The organism is Novosphingopyxis baekryungensis DSM 16222, from assembly GCF_000420305.1.
GTDB lineage: Bacteria > Pseudomonadota > Alphaproteobacteria > Sphingomonadales > Sphingomonadaceae > Novosphingopyxis > Novosphingopyxis baekryungensis.
In genome coordinates this window covers 86,138-106,493 of record NZ_ATUR01000003.1, presented here as the reverse complement: position 1 = coordinate 106,493, position 20,356 = coordinate 86,138, and the positions used below count along the sequence as shown (strand labels likewise).

At 60.1% G+C, this 20,356-nt stretch carries 22 protein-coding genes; all 22 read left to right on the top strand.

The genetic code is table 11. From position 1 onward, the window contains the following. Positions 1–57: 57 nt before the first annotated feature. The 22 genes from thiE to G410_RS0104190 all read left to right on the top strand — a co-directional run bounded on the left by thiE (position 58) and on the right by G410_RS0104190 (position 20,356). Positions 58–684 (top strand): thiamine phosphate synthase, encoded by a 627-nt coding sequence (gene thiE / locus G410_RS0104295; protein WP_028971048.1) that lies wholly within the window; start codon positions 58–60, stop codon positions 682–684. Positions 685–773: 89 nt separating this feature from the next. Continuing rightward, on the top strand, positions 774–1,979 hold the full coding sequence (locus G410_RS15555; RefSeq protein WP_084488953.1) for a L,D-transpeptidase family protein: 1,206 nt from the start codon (positions 774–776) through the stop codon (positions 1,977–1,979). Between the two features lie 253 nt (positions 1,980–2,232). Further along, positions 2,233–2,697 carry a M23 family metallopeptidase gene (locus G410_RS0104285; protein WP_245559295.1) on the top strand — a complete coding sequence of 155 codons (465 nt, stop codon included), beginning with the start codon at positions 2,233–2,235 and terminating at the stop codon, positions 2,695–2,697. A 157-nt stretch (positions 2,698–2,854) separates the two neighbouring features. Next, a complete protein-coding gene (efp, locus tag G410_RS0104280) occupies positions 2,855–3,418 on the top strand; it encodes an elongation factor P (RefSeq protein ID WP_022672420.1) in 564 nt (187 codons plus the stop codon). Between the two features lie 2 nt (positions 3,419–3,420). Next, positions 3,421–3,822 (top strand): hypothetical protein, encoded by a 402-nt coding sequence (locus G410_RS0104275; RefSeq protein ID WP_156851848.1) that lies wholly within the window; start codon positions 3,421–3,423, stop codon positions 3,820–3,822. Then, positions 3,822–4,658: an inositol monophosphatase family protein gene (locus G410_RS0104270; RefSeq protein WP_022672418.1), complete on the top strand. Its 837-nt coding sequence runs from the start codon at positions 3,822–3,824 to the stop codon at positions 4,656–4,658. The genes G410_RS0104275 and G410_RS0104270 overlap by 1 nt, the downstream gene beginning before the upstream one ends. A 117-nt stretch (positions 4,659–4,775) precedes the next feature. Then, on the top strand, positions 4,776–5,150 hold the full coding sequence (gene ndhC / locus G410_RS0104265; protein ID WP_022672417.1) for an NADH-quinone oxidoreductase subunit A: 375 nt from the start codon (positions 4,776–4,778) through the stop codon (positions 5,148–5,150). Further along, the gene (locus G410_RS0104260) at positions 5,147–5,716 is read left to right on the top strand and encodes a NuoB/complex I 20 kDa subunit family protein (protein ID WP_022672416.1); all 570 of its coding nucleotides are present in this window, start codon (positions 5,147–5,149) and stop codon (positions 5,714–5,716) included. The genes ndhC and G410_RS0104260 overlap by 4 nt, the downstream gene beginning before the upstream one ends. A gap of 16 nt (positions 5,717–5,732) precedes the next feature. Continuing rightward, the gene (locus G410_RS0104255) at positions 5,733–6,572 is read left to right on the top strand and encodes an NADH-quinone oxidoreductase subunit C (RefSeq protein ID WP_022672415.1); all 840 of its coding nucleotides are present in this window, start codon (positions 5,733–5,735) and stop codon (positions 6,570–6,572) included. After that, complete coding sequence (locus G410_RS0104250) at positions 6,572–7,807, top strand: NADH-quinone oxidoreductase subunit D (RefSeq protein ID WP_022672414.1); 1,236 nt, start codon at positions 6,572–6,574, stop codon at positions 7,805–7,807. The genes G410_RS0104255 and G410_RS0104250 overlap by 1 nt, the downstream gene beginning before the upstream one ends. Beyond that, on the top strand, positions 7,804–8,490 hold the full coding sequence (locus G410_RS0104245; RefSeq protein WP_022672413.1) for a complex I 24 kDa subunit family protein: 687 nt from the start codon (positions 7,804–7,806) through the stop codon (positions 8,488–8,490). Before G410_RS0104250 ends, G410_RS0104245 begins: the two co-directional genes overlap by 4 nt. Then, positions 8,490–8,636, top strand: a complete 147-nt coding sequence (locus G410_RS17925; RefSeq protein ID WP_022672412.1) for a hypothetical protein — start codon at positions 8,490–8,492, stop codon at positions 8,634–8,636. The genes G410_RS0104245 and G410_RS17925 overlap by 1 nt, the downstream gene beginning before the upstream one ends. Next, positions 8,633–9,943 carry an NADH-quinone oxidoreductase subunit NuoF gene (gene nuoF, locus G410_RS0104235; protein WP_022672411.1) on the top strand — a complete coding sequence of 437 codons (1,311 nt, stop codon included), beginning with the start codon at positions 8,633–8,635 and terminating at the stop codon, positions 9,941–9,943. The genes G410_RS17925 and nuoF overlap by 4 nt, the downstream gene beginning before the upstream one ends. Beyond that, positions 9,943–11,949 carry an NADH-quinone oxidoreductase subunit NuoG gene (nuoG, locus tag G410_RS0104230; RefSeq protein ID WP_022672410.1) on the top strand — a complete coding sequence of 669 codons (2,007 nt, stop codon included), beginning with the start codon at positions 9,943–9,945 and terminating at the stop codon, positions 11,947–11,949. Before nuoF ends, nuoG begins: the two co-directional genes overlap by 1 nt. Further along, complete coding sequence (nuoH, locus tag G410_RS0104225) at positions 11,946–12,995, top strand: NADH-quinone oxidoreductase subunit NuoH (RefSeq protein ID WP_022672409.1); 1,050 nt, start codon at positions 11,946–11,948, stop codon at positions 12,993–12,995. Before nuoG ends, nuoH begins: the two co-directional genes overlap by 4 nt. Next, positions 12,992–13,477 (top strand): NADH-quinone oxidoreductase subunit NuoI, encoded by a 486-nt coding sequence (gene nuoI, locus G410_RS0104220; protein ID WP_022672408.1) that lies wholly within the window; start codon positions 12,992–12,994, stop codon positions 13,475–13,477. Before nuoH ends, nuoI begins: the two co-directional genes overlap by 4 nt. Before the next feature lie 138 nt (positions 13,478–13,615). Continuing rightward, on the top strand, positions 13,616–14,230 hold the full coding sequence (locus G410_RS0104215; RefSeq protein WP_022672407.1) for an NADH-quinone oxidoreductase subunit J: 615 nt from the start codon (positions 13,616–13,618) through the stop codon (positions 14,228–14,230). Continuing rightward, positions 14,227–14,532 carry an NADH-quinone oxidoreductase subunit NuoK gene (nuoK, locus tag G410_RS0104210; RefSeq protein WP_022672406.1) on the top strand — a complete coding sequence of 102 codons (306 nt, stop codon included), beginning with the start codon at positions 14,227–14,229 and terminating at the stop codon, positions 14,530–14,532. The genes G410_RS0104215 and nuoK overlap by 4 nt, the downstream gene beginning before the upstream one ends. 8 nt (positions 14,533–14,540) lie before the next feature. Then, on the top strand, positions 14,541–16,637 hold the full coding sequence (gene nuoL / locus G410_RS0104205; RefSeq protein WP_022672405.1) for an NADH-quinone oxidoreductase subunit L: 2,097 nt from the start codon (positions 14,541–14,543) through the stop codon (positions 16,635–16,637). A gap of 1 nt (position 16,638) precedes the next feature. Then, positions 16,639–18,204, top strand: a complete 1,566-nt coding sequence (locus tag G410_RS15550) for an NADH-quinone oxidoreductase subunit M (RefSeq protein WP_022672404.1) — start codon at positions 16,639–16,641, stop codon at positions 18,202–18,204. Next, positions 18,204–19,634 (top strand): NADH-quinone oxidoreductase subunit NuoN, encoded by a 1,431-nt coding sequence (nuoN, locus tag G410_RS0104195; protein WP_022672403.1) that lies wholly within the window; start codon positions 18,204–18,206, stop codon positions 19,632–19,634. Before G410_RS15550 ends, nuoN begins: the two co-directional genes overlap by 1 nt. Beyond that, positions 19,631–20,356, top strand: coding sequence for a biotin--[acetyl-CoA-carboxylase] ligase (locus G410_RS0104190; RefSeq protein ID WP_051137206.1), 726 nt, complete (start codon positions 19,631–19,633; stop codon positions 20,354–20,356). Before nuoN ends, G410_RS0104190 begins: the two co-directional genes overlap by 4 nt.

Sequence of the window (20,356 nt, the reverse complement as noted above, 5' to 3'; positions counted from 1 at the left end):
TCGCTTGCCGCTCACCGTGGCCGACGATTGCGCCCGCAGACTGCATGAAGGATGAATATGACCGGCTGCCAGCTTTACCTGATCTCCCCCAATGATGTTGGTGGCGACTTTCCGCAACGGCTTGAGGCTGCTCTGTCCGCAGGTCCCGTGGCCGCTTTCCAGCTGCGTGTGAAAGACAAGCAGAGCCATGAACTGGCCGCGCTCGCCCAGCCGCTGCTCGATATCTGCCGCGCCCATGAGGTGGCGTTCATCGTCAATGACGATGTGCCCATGGCCAAGCGGCTGAAGGCCGATGGCGTCCATCTCGGGCAGGATGATGGCGATCCGCGGGAGGCCCGGGAAGAGCTCGGCCCCGATGCGCAGATCGGTGTGACCTGCCACGGCAGCCGCCATCTGGCGATGGAAGCGGGCGAAAAGGGGGCCGATTATGTTGCCTTCGGCGCGTTTTACGACAGCGGGACGAAGGACGTGACCCACCGTGCCGAGCTGGACGTGCTGCATTGGTGGGCGCCGATCATGGAAATACCCTGCGTCGCCATCGGCGGGATCACGCCTGACAATGCGGCGCCGCTGATCGACGCGGGGGCCGATTTTCTGGCGGTGAGTGGCGCTGTCTGGAATCACGCTGATGGCCCGGCTGCCGCTGTCGCCGCCTTCGCCGAATTGTTGCAGGAGCGGGCGTGATTGGCGCGCCTTACGGAGCCAATTGACAGAAAGCTCGTTACTCAAGCGACATGATCCAGGCCGATGTGGCCGCGTACAGGAGTGAAGACATGCGAGTAGCGTTCACGGCAATAGCCACCTTGGCCCTTATGGGCTGCAATTTTGCCGACAGCGGGGAGGGCAGCGCGGCGGCGGACAATGATACCGCCCAGAAGGCTGCGCCCGCGCCGGATGATAATTTGGCCGATAGCATGGCATCGCGCGATCCTGCCCCCGCAGCCGATGCCGGCCCGGACGCCATGTTCACTGATACGCCGGTATCGGCAGCGCCTGCAGCCTCCGGCACCAGCCAGGCTGGAGGCAATAGCGCACCCGCCAACAGCACGGCGACCAGCTCCTCCGCGCCGCAATTTCCCATGATGAAGGCGCAGGTCGTGCTCGATCGAATGGGCTTTTCGCCCGGCGTGGTCGACGGCAAAAACGGCGCCAGCACCAAGAATGCGATCACGGGATATCAGGAAGCCAATGACCTGACGCCGTCCGGCACGCTGGACGAGGCCACGCGCCGGAAACTGGCGCCTTATGACAATATCGCCCCAACCCGCCAGGTGACGATCCCTGCCAACTGGTCGCAGATCAGCTTCAAGAAGGTGCCGGACGACGCGGAAGCGCAAGCCAAGATGGAGCGTCTGGGCTATAACGACATGGCTGAAAAGCTGGCCGAACGGTTTCATACCACTGCCGAGGTTCTGGCCGCGCTGAACGGCGCGAAGCAGCAATTTGCCGCTGGTGAGCAGATCACGGTGCCCAATGTCGGCTCGGATGCGCTGAAGAAAGGCGCTGTCGACGATGCCGGTTGGCAGCAGACCCTGCAGAGCCTGGGCGTGGGCAGCGAGCAGCCGAAGGTGGACAAGATCGTCGTCGACAAATCGGATGGCGTACTGCGCGCTTATGATGGGAGCGGCAAACTGGTGGCACAATTTACGGCCACGATGGGGTCCGAGCATGATCCGCTGCCGCTGGGCGACTGGAAGATCCTGGGCACGGCTTATAACCCGCCGTTCAGCTATAATCCGGAGCTGTTCTGGGACGTGAGCGACAGCAAGGACAAGCTGCAACTGCCGCCCGGCCCGAACGGTCCGGTGGGAGTCGTCTGGATCGATCTCAGCAAGGAACATTACGGTATCCACGGCACGTCCGCTCCGGAAACCATCGGCACGGCGCAGAGCCACGGTTGTATCCGCCTGACCAACTGGGACGCCGCGCGACTGGCGCAGATGGTACACAGCGGCACCAAGGCGCATTTCCAGGCCTGAACGAGACGCAGCGCAAATGAAGAACCGGTGGAGAGATATCAGGCTCGTCGCGCAGACGGTGCTCATCACATCGGCCATCTGGCTGGTGCTGTTCTTTCTGTTCGGGAATCGCATGCCCATTGCTCCCCTGGCTTTAGGGTCGGGTGCGCCGGGCGATAGGCAGGAGATCCCAGCGGCTGATGCGGTTGGCATGACTGGCGCATCAGCCGGAAGGCCATCGCCAGACCGCATGCCGGCCGGGCAAGGCAAGCGCGTGGCCTTAAAGCCCAACGGCGGTAGCTATGCCGGAGTCGCGCTGGCCATACCGGTCGAGGGCGTTCGTAAGAGCGATCTGGTCGATACATATCTCGATGCCCGCGGGAATGGCGAGCGGACGCATGAGGCCATCGACATCATGGCGCGCATCGGAACCCCGGTATACGCCGCGGCGCCCGGTACGGTCGAAAAACTCTTCTGGAGCGATCTTGGCGGCAACACGATCTATATCCGTTCGCCGGACGGACGGCGGATGTTTTATTACGCCCATCTGGATGCCTATCGCGACAATCTGCGGGAAGGCGATAATGTACGGACAGGTGAGCCCATCGCGACCGTGGGTGCAACCGGCAATGCAAACCCCTTCGGTCCGCATCTTCATTTCGCGGTGCTGAATGCCCAACCATCCGATAATTGGAGCGAGGGCGAGCCGGTGAACCCCTATCCCTTGCTGGCCAGATGAGGACCATCCTGGCTGTGCATTGATCCGGCCACCCGGCGCCACGGATCGATCCACAGCCATTGCTCTTCGCGGCGGAGGCCGTTAAAGCCCGCCAACTCGCGGAAGGAGCCATCGCTCCTGCCTGCTCTTTCCACTGCGAAACAAGGTGCGCTCTCCCATGAAGATCAGCGGCGTAGATATCCGTCCCGGCAATATTCTGGAATATGACAAAGGCCTCTGGAAGGTCGCCAAGATCCAGCATACCCAGCCGGGCAAGGGCGGCGCCTATATGCAGGTGGAGATGAAGAACTTGATCGACGGGCGGAAGACCAATGTGCGTTTCCGCTCGGCCGATACGGTGGAAAAGGTGCGTCTCGACACCAAGGAATTCCAGTATCTGTTCGCCGATGGCGAGCATCTGGTGTTCATGGACAAGGACACCTACGAACAGATCAACCTGAACGCAGAGATGCTGGGCGACGAAGCGCCGTTCCTCTCGGACGGCATGGATGTGACCCTGGAGCTTTACGACGAACGCCCGATTTCGGTGCAGCTGCCCGATACCGTGGAAGCGGAAATCGTCGAGGCGGATGCCGTGGTCAAGGGACAGACAGCTTCTTCCAGCTACAAGCCTGCCGTGCTCGATAATGGCGTGCGTGTGATGGTGCCTCCGCACATCTCCGCCGGCACGCGCATCGTGGTCGATGTGTACGCCAAGGAATATGTGAAGAAAGCAGAATGAATATGCGCAATCTCCCCATTTTTGCTGCTGCAATCCTGTCGACGATGCTGCCCGGCGCCGTATCGGCGCAGACCGATGCGGCTGCTCCGGCAGCCCCGGACGAGGATGCTCAGGTCACCATGGACCGCGCCGGCGTGATTTTCGGCATGTTCAGCCAGGCTGTGCGTAGCGAGGATATTGCTGCGGAAGAGAAGAACGCGCTGGTTGGCTGCATGTACGAAAATTCACTGAAAACCATCAGCGCCGAAACGGGTCGCATCCTCGGGGTCAATCCTGAGCTGGACGCCACGAAGCCGGGCGTCATCTACGCTGTCGCGGCGACCGTTTGCGGTGCGCGTCAGAATGGCAAGGCTGCCGCGGCAGAGCAGTCCGCACCCGCAACGCCAACGCCAGAAAGCCGCTGATGCCAGCCAAAACCGGTCTCATCACGGTTATGGAACGTGCCGCCCGCAAGGCCGGCACGCGCCTCCGCCGTGACTTCAGCGAAGTCGAGCATCTGCAGGTCTCCAAAAAGGGCCCGGCGGATTTCGTGTCGAAAGCCGATCAGAAGTCGGAGCGCACGCTCTATGACGAGCTTTTGAAGGCGCGCCCCGGCTGGGGCTTCGAACTGGAAGAGGGCGGCACGATCGAAGGGGAGCCGGGCGAGCCGCGCTTCGTGATCGATCCGCTGGATGGCACCAGCAACTTCCTGCACTCCATCCCGCATTTCGCGATCTCGATTGCGGCGCAGGAGTGCAATCCCGATGGAAGCTGGGGCGATGTGTTCGCCTGCCTCATTTATCAGCCGTTGACGGATGAGAGCTATTGGGCGGAGCGCAATCGCGGTGCCTGGCTGGGCGATCGCCGTCTGCGCGTTTCTGCGCGCCGCGACCTGAGCGAGTCCCTGATCGCAACGGGCGTGCCCTATAAGGGCCATGGCAATATGGATGAATGGCATGCGATCTTCGGTGCCATTCGCCCGCAGGTGGCTGGCATCCGGCGTTTCGGCGCCGCTTCGCTCGATCTCGCTTGGCTGGCGGCGGGCCGCTATGACGGGTTCTGGGAGAGCGATCTTTCCCCTTGGGATACCGCGGCAGGCTGTCTGATGGTGCGGGAAGCCGGTGGTTTCGTGACCGACTTTCGCGGACGCAGCCCCGCGATTGCCGATCGCCAGGTGCTGGCCGGCAACGACGCCTTGCACAGCAAGCTGCACAAACTGCTGGCACAGGCGCTCAAGAAGCAGCGTGAGGCAGCTGCCTGAGCCGGCGGCGCGCCAATCTGGTTGCGCTTTCGTCACGATGTTTTCCGCTGCCGCGCCCTTGCGGGCGGCGGTTTAGCTGCCTAGAAGCATGGCCAAACCAACAATGGATGAACCTTCGTGGTCGACCTCTCTCAATATCTGCCCATCTTGCTGTTTCTGGGCGTTGCCATCGCCATCTCGTCAATCTTCGTGTTTCTGCCTATGGGCGTTGCGCGGCTGACCGGCGCGCACAAGCCGACAGCGGCGAAGCTGGCCGAATATGAATGCGGTTTTCCCGCGTTCGAGGATTCGCGCAGCCAGTTCGATGTGCGCTTTTATCTGGTGGCGATCCTGTTCATCATCTTCGATCTGGAAGCTGCGTTCCTTTTTCCCTGGGCAGTTAGCCTGGAAGAGATCGGTATTGCTGGCTGGGCCACGATGATGGTGTTCCTGTTTGAGCTGATCATCGGCTTCATCTACGCCTGGAAAGTGGGAGCGCTGGAATGGGAATGATCGCCGATACCGAGCAGAACACGCCCGGCCAGAACTGGGGGCCGCGCGGGCAGGGTGAGGTTACGCCGCCCGACGCAGGGTTTTATAATGAGCTGAACAGCGAAGTGCAGGACAAGGGTTTCCTTGTTACCAGCACCGAAGATCTTTTTCAGTGGGCCCGCACGGGTTCGCTGTGGTGGATGACCTTCGGTCTTGCCTGCTGCGCTGTCGAGATGATCCACGTCAACATGCCGCGGTATGACATGGAGCGCTTCGGCGCAGCGCCGCGCGCATCCCCGCGTCAGAGCGACGTGATGATCGTGGCTGGAACGCTGTGCAACAAGATGGCACCCGCGCTGCGCACGGTCTATGACCAGATGTCCGATCCGAAATATGTGATTTCGATGGGCAGTTGCGCCAATGGCGGCGGCTATTATCACTACAGCTATTCGGTTGTTCGTGGTTGCGACCGGATCGTGCCGGTCGATATCTACGTGCCAGGTTGCCCGCCCACGGCGGAAGCCTTGCTATATGGCGTGATGCAGTTGCAGCGGAAGATCCGCCGCATCGGCACGATCGAGCGTTGAGGGGCGGGAACTGACGATGGCCGTGCTGCATTCCGCACCGAAATATGCCTCGAATGAGGGTGTGCTCGACACATTGTCCGCCGCGCTCGGCGACATGTTCGTCGAGGGCAAGGACAGCCATGGCGAGATCAGCATCACCGTGGTGCGCGACAGCATTGCCGATGCGCTGCGCCTGCTGCGCGACGATCATGCCTATCAGATGCTGGCCGAGATCGCTGGCGTCGATTATCCTGACCGTCCGGAACGGTTCGAGGTGTGCTACCATCTGCTCAGCCTGACCAGGAATCACCGTATTCGCGTGAAGGTTGCCACGGATGAAGACACCCCGGTGCCGACCGCAACCGTCGTCTGGCCGAATGCCGACTGGCTGGAGCGGGAAGTGTTCGACATGTACGGTGTGCTGTTCTCGGGACATCCCGATCTTCGCCGTATCCTCACCGATTATGGCTTTCGCGGCCATCCTTTCCGCAAGGATTTCCCGCTGACCGGCTATGTCGAGATGCGCTATTCCGAAGAGCAGCAGCGCGTGGTGTACGAGCCGGTCGAGCTGGCACAGGACTTCCGCAGTTTCGATTTCATGAGTCCGTGGGAAGGCGCCGATTATGTCCTGCCCGGCGACGAGAAATCGACAACCGGTGACGGCGTCGACAAGCCGAAGAAGACCGACAAGCCCGCCGATACCGGCGCCGGCAAGGCTGCCGAGAAAGAGGCGTCCAAGACCGTCTCCGAAGGCAGTCCGGCTGTGAAAGACAGCGGCGCGAAGGACCTTGATGCGCCGGACCAGACAAAGGGTGGCCATGCCAAGCAGCATGAACCCGAAAAAACCGTCGATGGTGACGGGAAGGACAAGGACTGATGGCGGACTATCTCGAAGAGATGCGGCATGAGACTGACGGCGCCGACCCGACGCTGGGTGACACCGACATCCAGAATTATACGATCAATTTCGGTCCGCAGCATCCTGCGGCCCATGGCGTGCTGCGCATGGTCATGGAGTTGGATGGCGAGATCGTCGAGCGTGTCGATCCGCATGTGGGATTGCTGCATCGCGGCACTGAGAAGCTGATCGAGTATAAGACCTATCTTCAAGCGCTGCCTTATTTCGACCGGCTCGATTACTGCTCGCCGCTGTGCATGGAGCATAGCTATGTGCTGGCCATCGAGAAGCTGCTCGATCTCGAAGTGCCGATCCGCGCGCAATATCTGCGCGTGTTCTTTGCCGAACTGACCCGCATCTCCAATCATCTGCTCAACCTCGGCAGCCATGTCATGGATGTGGGCGCGATGACGCCGAACCTGTGGTTGTTCGAGATCCGCGAAGACTGCATGGGCTTTTTCGAGCGTGCTTCGGGCGCGCGCATGCATATGGCCTATTTCCGGCCCGGCGGCGTGCATCAGGACGTACCGTTGAAGCTGCTCACCGATATCGGTGATTGGCTCGATACCAAATTCCCCAAGCTGTTCGAGGACGCGATCAGCCTGGTGGCCGACAACCGCATTTTCAAGCAGCGCAATGTGGACATTGCCGTGGTGCCGCGTGACGAAGCGATTGCGCGCGGTTTTTCCGGACCCATGATCCGCGGATCGGGCATTCCATGGGATCTGCGCAAGTCGCAGCCCTATGATGTCTATGATCGCATGGATTTCGACGTGCCGGTCGGCACCAATGGCGATTGCTATGACCGGATGATGGTGCGCGTCGAGGAATGTCGGCAGTCCGCACGTATCATGAAACAATGTCTGGCCGAGATGCCGGAAGGGCCGATTGCCAGCGACGACCGCAAGATCGTGCCGCCCAAGCGCGCCGAGATGAAGCAGTCGATGGAAGCGTTGATCCACCATTTCAAACTCTACACCGAGGGCTTCCACGTGCCCGAGGGTGAGGTTTACGTCGCCACAGAAAGCCCCAAGGGCGAGTTCGGCGTGTATCTCGTCTCGGACGGATCGAACAAACCCTATCGGTGCAAGATCCGCCCGACCGCATTCAGTCATCTGCAGGCAATGGATTATATGACCAAGGGCCATATGCTGCCGGACGCGACCGCCATCCTGGGCGCGATCGATGTGGTGTTCGGGGAGAGTGATCGATGAGCGGTCCAACCTACGCCAATGAAAAGCAGATTGCTGATCCCTTGGCGGCCGACGAGCGTCCCTATGCCGACTTCGCATGGACGGCCGAGAATGCCGAAAAAGCCAAAATGTATATCGCGCGCTATCCGGAGGGGCGGCAGCGCTCAGCGGTGATGCCGTTGCTCGATTTGGCCCAGCGGCAGATCGGTGCGGACACGCAGACGCAAGGCTGGCTGCCGGTGCCGGTGATCGAATATGTCGCCGCGCAGCTCGATATGCCCTATATCCGCGCCTATGAGGTCGCGACCTTTTACACCATGTACAATCTTGAGCCGGTCGGCCGCTATCATGTGCAGGTGTGTGGCACCACGCCGTGCCTTCTGCGCGGCTCTGACGATGTCATGGCCGCCTGCAAGAACAAGGGCATGGTGAAGGGCAAAACCACGCCAGACGGCATGTTCACGCTGACCGAGGTCGAGTGCATGGGCAATTGTGCCACCGCGCCGATGGTTCAGATCAATGACGACAATTTCGAAGATCTGGATTACGACAAGACCATGAAGGTGCTCGATGCTCTGGCCAATGGCGAAAGCCCCAAGGCCGGAACGCAGATCGAAGGCCGCCATACGTCCGAACCGGTGGGAGGCCCGACCACGTTGACCGCCATGGTCGACGCCAATCATGATTATCGGGGCGAATGGTGATGGAGCTTGTTCTTCCGATCATCATCGGCCTTATCGTCCTTTTTATCGCGCTCAAGCTGCTGACAGGCGTCGTGAAGACATTCGGGATCATCATCGCCATCGCGCTAGCCGTGGGCATCTATTTCGCCATGGGAGGCGGGGCATGAGTTTTGACTTTCTCGCCGACAAGGATCGGATTTTCACCAATGTCTACGGCTTCCAGGATTGGGGCCTGAAGGCGGCGGAAGCGCGCGGTGATTGGGATGATACCAAGGCGCTGATCGAGCGCGGGCAGGACAAGATCATCGAGGAGATGAAGGCGTCGGGCCTGCGCGGCCGCGGCGGGGCAGGATTTCCGACTGGTCTCAAATGGTCGTTCATGCCCAAGGAATCGAAGGACGGTCGCCCCAGCTTTCTCGTCATCAATGCCGACGAGTCCGAGCCGGGCAGCTGCAAGGACCGCGAGATTCTGCGCCACGATCCGCACAAGCTGATCGAGGGTGCGCTGATCGCCGGTTTCGCGATGCGCGCGCGCGCCGCCTATATCTACGTCCGCGGTGAATATATTCGCGAGGCAGAGGTCATGGAGGCTGCGATTGCGCAGGCCTATGATGCAGGCTTGATCGGCAAGAACGCATCGAAGTCCGGCTATGATTTCGACGTCTATCTGCACCGCGGTGCCGGCGCCTATATCTGCGGTGAAGAAACCGCGATGATCGAGAGCCTTGAAGGCAAAAAGGGTCAACCGCGCCTCAAGCCACCATTCCCTGCCGGTGCCGGTCTTTATGGCTGCCCGACCACGGTGAACAATGTCGAGAGCATTGCGGTGGTGCCGACGATCCTGCGCCGCGGAGCGGCCTGGTTCTCGAGCTTCGGCCGTGAGAACAATCACGGCACCAAGCTCTATCAGATCAGCGGCCATGTCGAACGGCCTTGCGTCGTCGAAGAGGCAATGAGCATTCCGTTCCGCGATCTGATCGAAAAGCATTGCGGCGGTATTCGCGGCGGTTGGGACAATCTGCTGGCCGTCATTCCCGGCGGCTCATCGGTTCCACTGGTGCCCGCCGAGCAGATCATGGACGCGCCGATGGATTTCGACGGTCTGAAAGCGGTCGGTTCCGGTCTTGGCACGGCGGCGGTCATCGTCATGGATCGTTCGACCGACATCGTGCAGGCCATCAGCCGCATCAGCTATTTCTACAAGCATGAGAGCTGCGGTCAGTGCACACCGTGCCGCGAAGGCACGGGCTGGATGTGGCGCGTGATGGAAAAGCTGCGCACTGGCGATGCCGAGATTTCCGACATCGACATGCTGCATCAGGTCACCAAACAGATCGAAGGCCACACCATCTGCGCACTCGGCGATGCGGCGGCCTGGCCGATCCAGGGGCTGATCAAGCATTTCCGTCCCGAAATCGAGCGGCGGATTCATGAACGCAATGGCGATACGCCGATGATGGAAGCAGCGGAATAATGCCTAAAGTCACCGTAGACGGACAGGAAATCGAAGTTCCCGCTGGCGCCACCGTGCTGCAGGCGTGCGAACTGGCGGGCAAGGAAATCCCGCGCTTCTGCTATCATGAGCGGCTGAGCATCGCCGGCAATTGCCGGATGTGCCTGGTCGAAGTGAAGCCTGGGCCGCCCAAGCCGCAGGCGAGTTGCGCCTTGCCTGCCGCCGACGGCCAGGAAATCCGCACCGATAGCGAGATGGTCAAGCACGCCCGCGAAGGCGTGATGGAGTTTTTGCTGATCAATCATCCACTTGATTGCCCGATCTGCGATCAGGGCGGAGAGTGCGATCTGCAGGATCAGGCCATGGCCTATGGCAAGGGTCGCAGCCGCTATGAGCTGAACAAGCGCGCGGTGACCGAGAAATATATGGGGCCGATCGTGAAGACGATCATGACCCGCTGCATTCACTGCACCCGCTGCGTGCGCTTTGCCGAGGAAGTGGCCGGTGTCGAGGATATCGGCGCGATCGGGCGTGGTGAGAATATGCAGATCACCTCCTACCTCGAACATGCCGTGCAGTCCGAGCTTTCGGGCAATGTGGTGGATCTGTGCCCGGTCGGCGCGCTGACCAGCAAGCCCTATGCGTTCGAAGCGCGGCCCTGGGAATTGAAGAAGACGCTCGGCATCGACGTGATGGACGCCGTCGGCACCAACATCCAGTTCGGCGCGCGTGGCCGCGAAGTGCTGCGCGTGCTGCCGCGTGTGAATGACGATGTGAACGAGGAATGGGCGACCGACAAGGCGCGTTACGCCATCGACGGGCTGATGCGCCGCCGCCTCGACAAGCCCTATGTCCGCCGCGATGGCACGCTTCAGCCTGTCAGCTGGCAGGATGCGTTTCAGGCCATCGCCGATGTGAACGCCGGTTCGTCCGTTGCGGCCATTGCCGGCGATCAGGTGGATTGCGAAACGATGTACGCCGCCAAGGCGCTGTTGAAATCGATGGGATCGGACCAGTTGGAAGGTCGGCAGACCGGCATGTCCTATGACGTCACCAGTCTCGATGCCGTGCGTTTCAACACGCCGCTCGCCGATCTGGAGCATGCCGATGTGGTGTTGCTGATCGGCAGCAATCCGCGCCATGAGGCGCCGCTGGTAAACACCCGCATCCGCAAGGCGATCAAGCGCGGCGCCAAGATATTTGCTTTCGGCGCCGAAACCGATCTGACCTACAAGGTTCAGTGGCTGGGAGATGATCTTGCCGGGCTGTCCAGCCTGCCGCAGGCCCTGGCTGATGCATTGGAGGGTGCCGAGCGACCGGCCCTCATTCTTGGTCCAGGCGCGTTGACCATCGATGGAGCGCATGGCGCCGCGTTGAAGCTGGCCGATCAATTCAAGATGGTGCGCGAAGGCTGGAATGGCTTCAACCTGCTGCACACCTCGGCCGCGCGCATGGGCGGACTGATGCTTGGCTATGCGCAGGCGGGCGGAATTGCCGATATCGTGCGTGGCAAGCCAAAGCTGGCCTTTTTCCTTGGCGCGGACGAGGTGGATTTCAGCCAGTTCGACAGCAGCTTCAAGGTGTATGTCGGCCATCATGGCGATGCTGGCGCGCATGCGGCGGACGTCATTTTGCCGGCTGCGGCCTATCCCGAAAAAGCGGGTACGTACGTCAATATCGAAGGCCGGGTTCAGCGCAGCGCCAAGGCGGTGTTCGCACCGGGCGATGCGCGCGAAGATTGGGCAATTTTCCGCGCTTTGTCGGACATATTGGGTCATCGCTTGCCGTTTGACGATTTCGATGGCCTTCGCGCGGCGATGTTTGCGGATGTGCCTGCGCTCGCGGATGAAGGCCTGGTGCCGTATGATTGGGCACCGCCGAAGCTGGCCGACAGCCCCAGCGGGGTCCCGAGCTATCCCATTCGTGACTATTATTTGACCAACGCCATCTGCCGCGCCAGCGAGACGATGAATCGCTGCTCGGCCGAACTGGTCCATGGCGTCGATATGCTGGAGGCTGCGGAATGACCGAGTTTTTCCAGACCCATCTCGGCGCCGGCTTTGGCTGGTTCGTCGCGAACCTGATCCTGATCCTGCTTATCGCGCTGCCGCTGATGCTGGCAGTGGCGATGATTATCTATGCCGATCGCAAGATCTGGGCGGCAATCGCGCTACGCAAGGGGCCCAATGTCGTCGGTCCTTTCGGTCTGCTGCAGAGCTTTGCCGATGGTCTGAAGGTTTTCCTGCAGGAAACGATCATTCCCTCCGCATCCAATCGCGGCCTTTTCCTGATGGCGCCGATCATCACCTTTACGGTGGCGCTGCTTGCCTGGGCAGTAATCCCGTTCGGGCCGGGCATGGTGCTGGCGGATATCAATGTCGGCCTGCTCTATGTGCTCGCGATCAGTTCGCTCGGCGTGTACGGCGTGGTGATCTCCGGTTGGGCCTCCAATTCCAAATATCCCTTCTTCTCGGCGATGCGCGCCGCAGCGCAGATGATCAGCTATGAAGTCTCGATCGGCTTTATCCTGATCAGCGTGATCCTGTGGGCGGGAACGTCTAATCTGGGCGGCATTATCGATGCCCAGCGCGGTACCATTCTCGGCATATTCAACGCCAATGCGCTGAACCCGCTGCTCTTCCCGATTGCGGTGCTTTTCTTCATTTCGTCGCTTGCAGAAACTGCCCGCGCCCCATTCGATCTGACCGAGGCGGAATCGGAGCTCGTCGCCGGGTATCAGACTGAATATAGCTCAATGGCGTTCGCGCTGTTCTGGCTGGGCGAATATGCCAATGTTATCCTGATGTGCGCGCTCAATGCGCTGCTTTTCTGGGGTGGATGGCTGCCGCCGGTCGACTGGGCACCGCTTTACTATGTGCCCGGCATCATCTGGTTCTTCCTGAAAATCGGCATCTGCTTTTTCATGTTCAGCTGGGTCAAGGCGACTGTCCCGCGCTATCGCTACGATCAGCTGATGCGTCTGGGCTGGAAGATATTTCTCCCGATCAGCCTGTTCTGGGTATTCCTGGTGTCCGGCTATTTGATGATCACCCGTTATGGAGCGCTCTCATGAGCTTCGCACAGACCGTCAAAGCCTATACGCTTTGGGAATTTTTGAAGGCGCACTGGCTGACGCTGCAATATTTCTTCAAGCCGAAGGCGACGATCAACTATCCCTATGAGAAAAACGCGCTGAGCCCGCGCTTTCGCGGCGAGCACGCTCTGCGGCGCTATCCCAATGGCGAAGAGCGGTGTATTGCCTGCAAGCTGTGTGAGGCGGTGTGCCCGGCCCAGGCGATCACGATCGAAGCCGAGCCACGCGATGACGGTTCGCGGCGCACGACGCGCTATGATATCGACATGACCAAGTGCATCTATTGCGGTTTCTGTCAGGAAGCCTGCCCGGTCGATGCAATTGTTGAGGGGCCGAATTTCGAATATTCGACGGAAACCCGCGAGGAATTGATCTACGATAAGGGAAAATTGCTGGAGAATGGCGATAAATGGGAGCGCGCCATCGCCGCGAACCTTGCCGCCGATGCGCCCTATCGCTAAGCCGCCGCCAGACCGATTCAAACGACAAACAATAATGTGAATCCCCGAGCCCCGAATATGATGACGGGCATTTCGTAACGAGATGGCGGTGCCGATGCTGGCAGCGTCTATGGGGCTCAAAAGGGATATGCAGGGACGTTGATCCAGACCTTTGCCTTTTATCTGTTCGCCACCATCGTGTTGCTTTCGGGCGCGTTCACGATCTTCGCGAAGAACCCGGTGCACAGCGTGCTGTGGCTCATTCTCGCGTTTTTCAACGCCGCGGGGTTGATGGTGCTTGCGGGGGCCGAGTTCATCGCGATGCTGCTCGTCATTGTATATGTCGGCGCGGTCGCGGTGCTGTTCCTGTTCGTGGTCATGATGCTCGACATCGACTTTGCCGAGCTGCGCGCTGGCTTTGCCCGCTATCTTTTCTTTGGCATTGTGCTGGCGGTCTTCCTCGCCATCGAACTGGTTCTGGGCCTCGAGGCGTTTCGTGCCGGAGCGATCAAGCTCGGCACGGCGACGAGCGCGCCCGTGGATGCGGCGGTGCCCAATCTCGAGGCGATCGGCGCGCTCCTCTACACCAAATATGTTTTCCTGTTCGAAGCTGCCGGGCTCATATTGCTCGTGGCCATGATCGGTGCGATCGTGCTGACCCATCGCAAGCGTAGCGGCACGCGGCCGCAGAATGTGGCCAAGCAAGTCCGCCGTCGTCCGCAAGATGCGGTGCGAAATCTGACGCCGGAAATCGGGCAGGGGGTCGACCTATGATCGGCATCGAACATTATCTCGTGGTCAGCTCGATCCTGTTCGTGATGGGTGTGCTCGGCATTTTTCTGAATCGCAAAAATGTGATCATCATCCTGATGGCAATCGAGCTCATTCTCCTGGCGGTGAATATCAACTTGGTGGCCTTTTCCAGCGCGTTGCAGGATCTGACCGGGCAGATTTTCGCCATGTTCGTGCTGACCGTTGCGGCGGGCGAAGCAGCCATCGGCCTGGCCATTCTCGTCATCTATTTCCGTGGCCGTGGCACCATCGCGGTCGATGACGTCAACCGGATGAAGGGCTGACGCGCGCCGTGATTCAGATCATCGTATTTCTGCCGCTGCTCGCGGCGATTGTGGCCGGACTGGCCAACCGATCCATCGGCAATGTACCCGCCAAGGTGTTGACGACGGGGGCGCTATTTGTGTCCTGCGCGCTGAGCTGGCCCATTTTCCTGGCTTTCATGTCCGGCAATGAAAGCGCCTATGTGCAACCGGTCATGACGTGGGTGCGCTCCGGCGGTTTCGATTTCGACTGGGCGCTGCGCGTCGATACATTGACCGCGGTCATGCTGGTCGTGATCACCAGCGTCTCTGCGCTCGTGCATCTCTACAGCTGGGGCTATATGGACGAGGACCCGGATCAACCGCGGTTTTTCGCCTATCTCTCGCTGTTCACCTTTGCCATGCTGATGCTGGTTACGGCGGACAATCTGGTCCAGATGTTCTTCGGATGGGAAGGCGTCGGCCTGGCATCCTATCTTCTGATCGGTTTCTGGTTCCGCAAGCCCAGCGCAAGCGCTGCGGCGATCAAGGCCTTTGTCGTCAACCGGGTTGGCGATCTGGGCTTCATGCTCGGGATTTTCGGCGTGTTTCTGGTGTTCGGGACGGTTTCGATCCCGGAGATTCTGGTCGCAGCGCCGGATCAGGCGGGGTCGAGCATCGGCTTCCTCGGCCTGCGGGTGGATACGATGAGCCTGCTGTGCATCCTGCTGTTCATCGGAGCGATGGGCAAATCGGCCCAGTTGGGTCTTCACACATGGTTGCCGGATGCGATGGAGGGGCCGACGCCCGTTTCCGCGCTGATCCATGCCGCCACAATGGTAACCGCCGGTGTGTTTATGGTCTGCCGGCTCTCGCCCTTGTTCGAAACCAGCCAGTTTGCGCTGAATTTCGTCACCATCGTCGGGGCCACCACGGCCATTTTCGCTGCAACGATCGGTCTGGTGCAGACGGATATCAAGCGGGTCATCGCCTATTCCACCTGTTCGCAGCTTGGCTATATGTTCTTTGCCGCGGGCGTTGGTGCCTATGGTGCGGCGATGTTCCATCTGTTCACGCACGCTTTCTTCAAGGCGCTGCTGTTCCTTGGGGCTGGCTCGGTCATCCACGCCATGCACCATGAGCAGGATATGCGGTTCTACGGCGGCCTGCGCAAACAGATCCCGGTCACCTTCTGGGGCATGATGGCTGGCACCTTGGCGATCACCGGCGTGGGAATCGTGGGGCTGGGCGGTTTCGCCGGTTTCTATTCCAAGGACGCGATCATCGAAGTCGCCTTTGCAGCCGACGCGCCTTATGCCGGCTATGCCTGGTTCATGGGCGTTTCCGCGGCCCTGCTGACCAGTTTCTATAGCTGGAGGCTGATGTTCCTGACCTTCTGGGGCAAGCCGCGCTGGGCCGATAGCGAACATATTCAGCACGCTATCCACGGCCATCATAATGATGTGGATCATGCGACGCATGCCCATGAAGAAGCTGCTGCCGATAACCCTCCGGCGCAGGAAGATGCTGGCAGCGCGCCACATGCTCATGCAGCCGATGCAGAACAGTTGCCGGACGGCACGGGTGGCTATCATCCGCATGAAAGTCCGCTCAGCATGCTGATACCGCTGATCGTTCTGTCCGTTGGCGCTGTTTTTGCGGGCTTTGTCTTCCACAATTTCTTCGTCGAGCCGGAAACGGCCGGTGCCTTCTGGCAGGGTAGCCTGGCGTTCAACGAACCGCTGATGCACGCCATGCACGAAGTGCCGACTTGGGTGAAATGGTCGTCCACGGCGGCGATGTTGCTCGGCCTTCTCGTGGCAGCGCTCATGTATCTGCGTGAGACCGATGCACCGCGGCAGGTGGCGGAAAACCTGAGCCCGCTTTACAAATTCCTGCTCAATAAATGGTATTTCGATGAGCTGTACACCCTCATCTTTGTGCGCCCGGCCTTCTGGTTCGGTCGTATATTCTGGAAGGGAGGCGACAAGGGCGTGATCGATCGCTTCGGCCCGGACGGCGTTGCCAATGTCGTGCGGTCGAGCTCTGGCCTCGCTGTGCGCTTCCAGTCCGGCTATCTTTATTCTTACGCGCTTGTGATGCTGCTTGGCCTGGTCGGGCTCGTCACTTGGGTCATGGTGCGCTGACATGAGCGATATCGGTTTCCCCATTCTATCGCTGTTGCTGGCTGTCCCGCTTGTTGGCGCCGCAGTCTGTCTGTTCGTCGGTGCCAGCGCTGCGCGCCTCGTCGCGCTTCTGGCAACCCTGATCAATTTCGTTATCGGGATCGTGCTGTGGGCGAGCTATGATCCAGCCGGTGCGCAGTGGCAGTTTGTCGAACGCGCGGATATTTTCGGGCCGTTTTCCTACGCGCTCGGCATCGATGGTATCGCGCTCATGCTGATCATGCTGACGGTGTTTCTGATGCCGATCTGCATTGGTGCGAGCTGGAACGCGATTGCCAAGCGGGTACCGGAATATATGTCCGCGTTCCTGTTCATGGAGACGTTGGTAATCGGTGTCTTCGCGGCGCAGGATATCTTCCTGTTCTACATATTCTTCGAGGCCGGCCTGATCCCGATGTATCTGATCATCGGCATCTGGGGTGGGCAGGACCGCATCTACGCAGCCTATAAGTTTTTCCTCTATACATTGCTGGGTTCGGTGCTGATGCTCATCGCCATCCTGTGGATGGTACGGGCCGCCGGTACGGCCGCGATTCCCGAGTTGATGGTGTATGATTTCGCACCGCAGGCTCAGACGTGGCTCTGGCTTGCATTCTTCGCCAGCTTCGCGGTGAAGATGCCAATGTGGCCCGTTCATACCTGGCTGCCGGACGCCCATGTTCAGGCGCCAACCGCTGGCTCCGTCATTCTGGCAGGTGTGCTGCTGAAACTTGGCGGTTACGGCATGCTCCGCTTCTCGCTGCCAATGTTCCCGGAAGCGTCTGCGCAGTTCATGTGGCTCATCTTCGGACTGTCGATGGTCGCAGTGGTCTACACCTCGCTGGTGGCGCTGGTGCAGCAGGATATGAAGAAGCTGATCGCCTACAGTTCGGTTGCCCATATGGCGATCGTGACGGTCGGTTTGTTTGCCTTCAATCAGCAGGGCCTCGAAGGCTCGATCATATTGATGCTGAGCCACGGTCTGGTATCGGGCGCGCTGTTCCTGTGCGTCGGTGTGGTCTATGATCGGCTGCATACGCGCGAGATCAGCCGTTATGGCGGCCTGTCGATCAACATGCCGACTTATGCCGTGTTCTTTCTGCTGTTCACCATGGCGTCGATCGGATTGCCAGGCACCAGTGGTTTCGTCGGCGAATTTCTGGCGCTGGCGGGCACCTATCAGGCATCGACCTGGGCTGCGCTGATCTGCACGACAGGCATCATTCTGGGTGCGGCTTACTCGCTTTATCTCTATCGTCGCGTTGCCTTTGGCGAGCAGAAGAATGTCGACGCTGCCGCAATGAGCGATCTGAGCATGCGGGAGCTTTGGCTGCTGGCGCCCTTGGCGGGCGCGGCGCTCTGGATGGGCATCTATCCGGAAAGCTTTCTGCAGCCTATTCGCAGGGACGTTTCGATGATCGTCGAGCGGATCGATCGCGCCAAGCCGGCAAGCGATTCCCAGCTTGTCGAGAATGTGGGTTGGACCGAGCGTTTCCGCACGGTTCGTGAAGAACATCATGAAAATACCGCCGCCGGGGGGGCGCATTGATGGATTACGGTCAATCGCTCCTGATAACCCTGCCTGAGATCATTCTCAGCATTGGTGGACTTGTCCTGCTGTTGGTGGCCGCATGGTCCGGGGCCAAGGCGACGCGCGCGGTGAGTATCTCCGCGGTGGCGCTGCTCGTTGCCGCAGGCGTGGCCACGCTGTGCTATACCGGCGATGCGTTTGGTGCCCTCTATAGCGGAGACCAGTTCAGCGATTTCGGTCATGTGCTCATCTATATCGCAGCGGCCATATCGTTGATGATCGCACCGCGGTTTTTCCAGCGAGCCGGCCTTGCACGGGCGGAATATCCCATCCTCATCCTCTATGCCTGTGTGGGCATGGGCATGATGGTATCGGCAACCGACTTCCTGACCTTGTATATCGGCCTGGAGCTGAACAGTCTGGCGGCATACGTGCTGGCCAGTTTCCTGCGCACCGACGAACGCTCCGCCGAGGCCGGGCTGAAATATTTCGTGCTGGGCGCATTGGCCAGCGGTATTCTGCTGTTCGGTATGTCGCTGGTGTATGGCTTTACCGGCTCGACGAGCTTCGTCGCGGTGCTTGGATCGCTCGGCGGTGGCATGGAGACTGGCGCGTTGTTTGGCATCGTTTTCGTGCTGGCGGGCCTGGCCTTCAAGATCAGCGCCGTGCCGTTCCACATGTGGACGCCGGACGTGTATGAGGGCGCACCGACTCCCGTTACCGCGTTTTTCGCCAGCGCGCCCAAGGTGGCCGCTACGGCACTGACGGTCCGTGTGGCGGTCGATGCGTTTGGCACGCAGACACTCGCGTGGCAGCAGATCATCATTTTCATCGCATTGGCTTCCATCATTCTTGGCGGCGTGGCGGCGATCGGCCAGACCAATCTGAAGCGACTGCTCGCATATAGCTCGATCAACAATATCGGATTTTTGCTGATCGGCCTCGCTGCTGGAACGCAGGAGGGCATATCTGCCGTTCTTGTGTATCTCAGCATCTATGTCGCGATGACCTTGGGCAGCTTTGCCTGCATCATGCAGCTTCGCGGGCCCGACGGCGAACCGCGTGAAGAACTGAGCGATATTGCCGGGCTTTCCCAGACCAACAAGGGTCTGGCGCTCGCCATGGCGATCTTCATGTTCTCGCTTGCTGGTATCCCGCCGTTGTTCGGTTTCTGGGGCAAGGTGGTTGTATTCGATGCCGCGATCGGTGCTGGACTGTTGCCGCTGGCCGTCATCGGTATTGCGGCGTCCGTGATCGGCGCATTCTATTATATCAAAATCGTCAAGCTGATGTATTTCGATGAGAGCCGCACCGTGCTGCAGACCGGAGACGGCAAGGCGCTGGCGTGGATCGGTGCGATCATGGCGCTGCTAGTGTCACCGCTTGGCTATTTCTCCATTCCCTTGCTCGGCGGCTTCGCCAATAACGCCGCCTCGGCGCTCTTCTGATCCCGCGCATCGATAGCGTCGCGCTCACAGCGTCGACCAACGACGACGTCATGGCTCTTGCAAGGGCAGGGGCGTCCGAAGGATATTGGCTTCGTGCCGATGTGCAGAGCGGCGGTCGCGGCAGGCAGGGGCGGCAGTGGCAGAGCCCCGTCGGCAATCTTTATGCCAGCACGCTTGTGCGATTGCGGGCGGAGGATCCATCAGCCGCAAGTCTGGCGTTCGTGATCGGCATTGCCGCCCATGTGACCTTGGCACCACTTGGCGGACCGCATGAGCTTAAGCTGAAATGGCCCAACGACCTTTTGTTGAACGGCGCCAAGTGCGCAGGCATGCTGCTGGAGCGGGAGAAAGATGGCGTCGTTCTTGGGATTGGAGTGAATCTGGCGTCCGCTCCGGAAATTGCCGGCCGGCTGACGGCCAGCTTCCACGACGGATCGGCTGCGCCTTTCGATCCTGCGGCGTTACTGGTCGATCTGGCTAGGAATTTTGCCGAAAAGCTCGCGCGTTGGCGCGCCGAGCCATTGCAGAGAACATTGGCTGACTGGGAATCGCGCGCTCATGCTATCGGCACGCCTCTGTCCGTATCGCTAAGTGCGGACGAGAAGCTGGAAGGGCATTATGACGGTTTGGCATCGGACGGGGCGCTGTTCCTGCGGATGACAGACGGAACGCGCCGGCAGGTGCACGCGGCCGATGTGGACATTATCAGGGAACGGATTTGA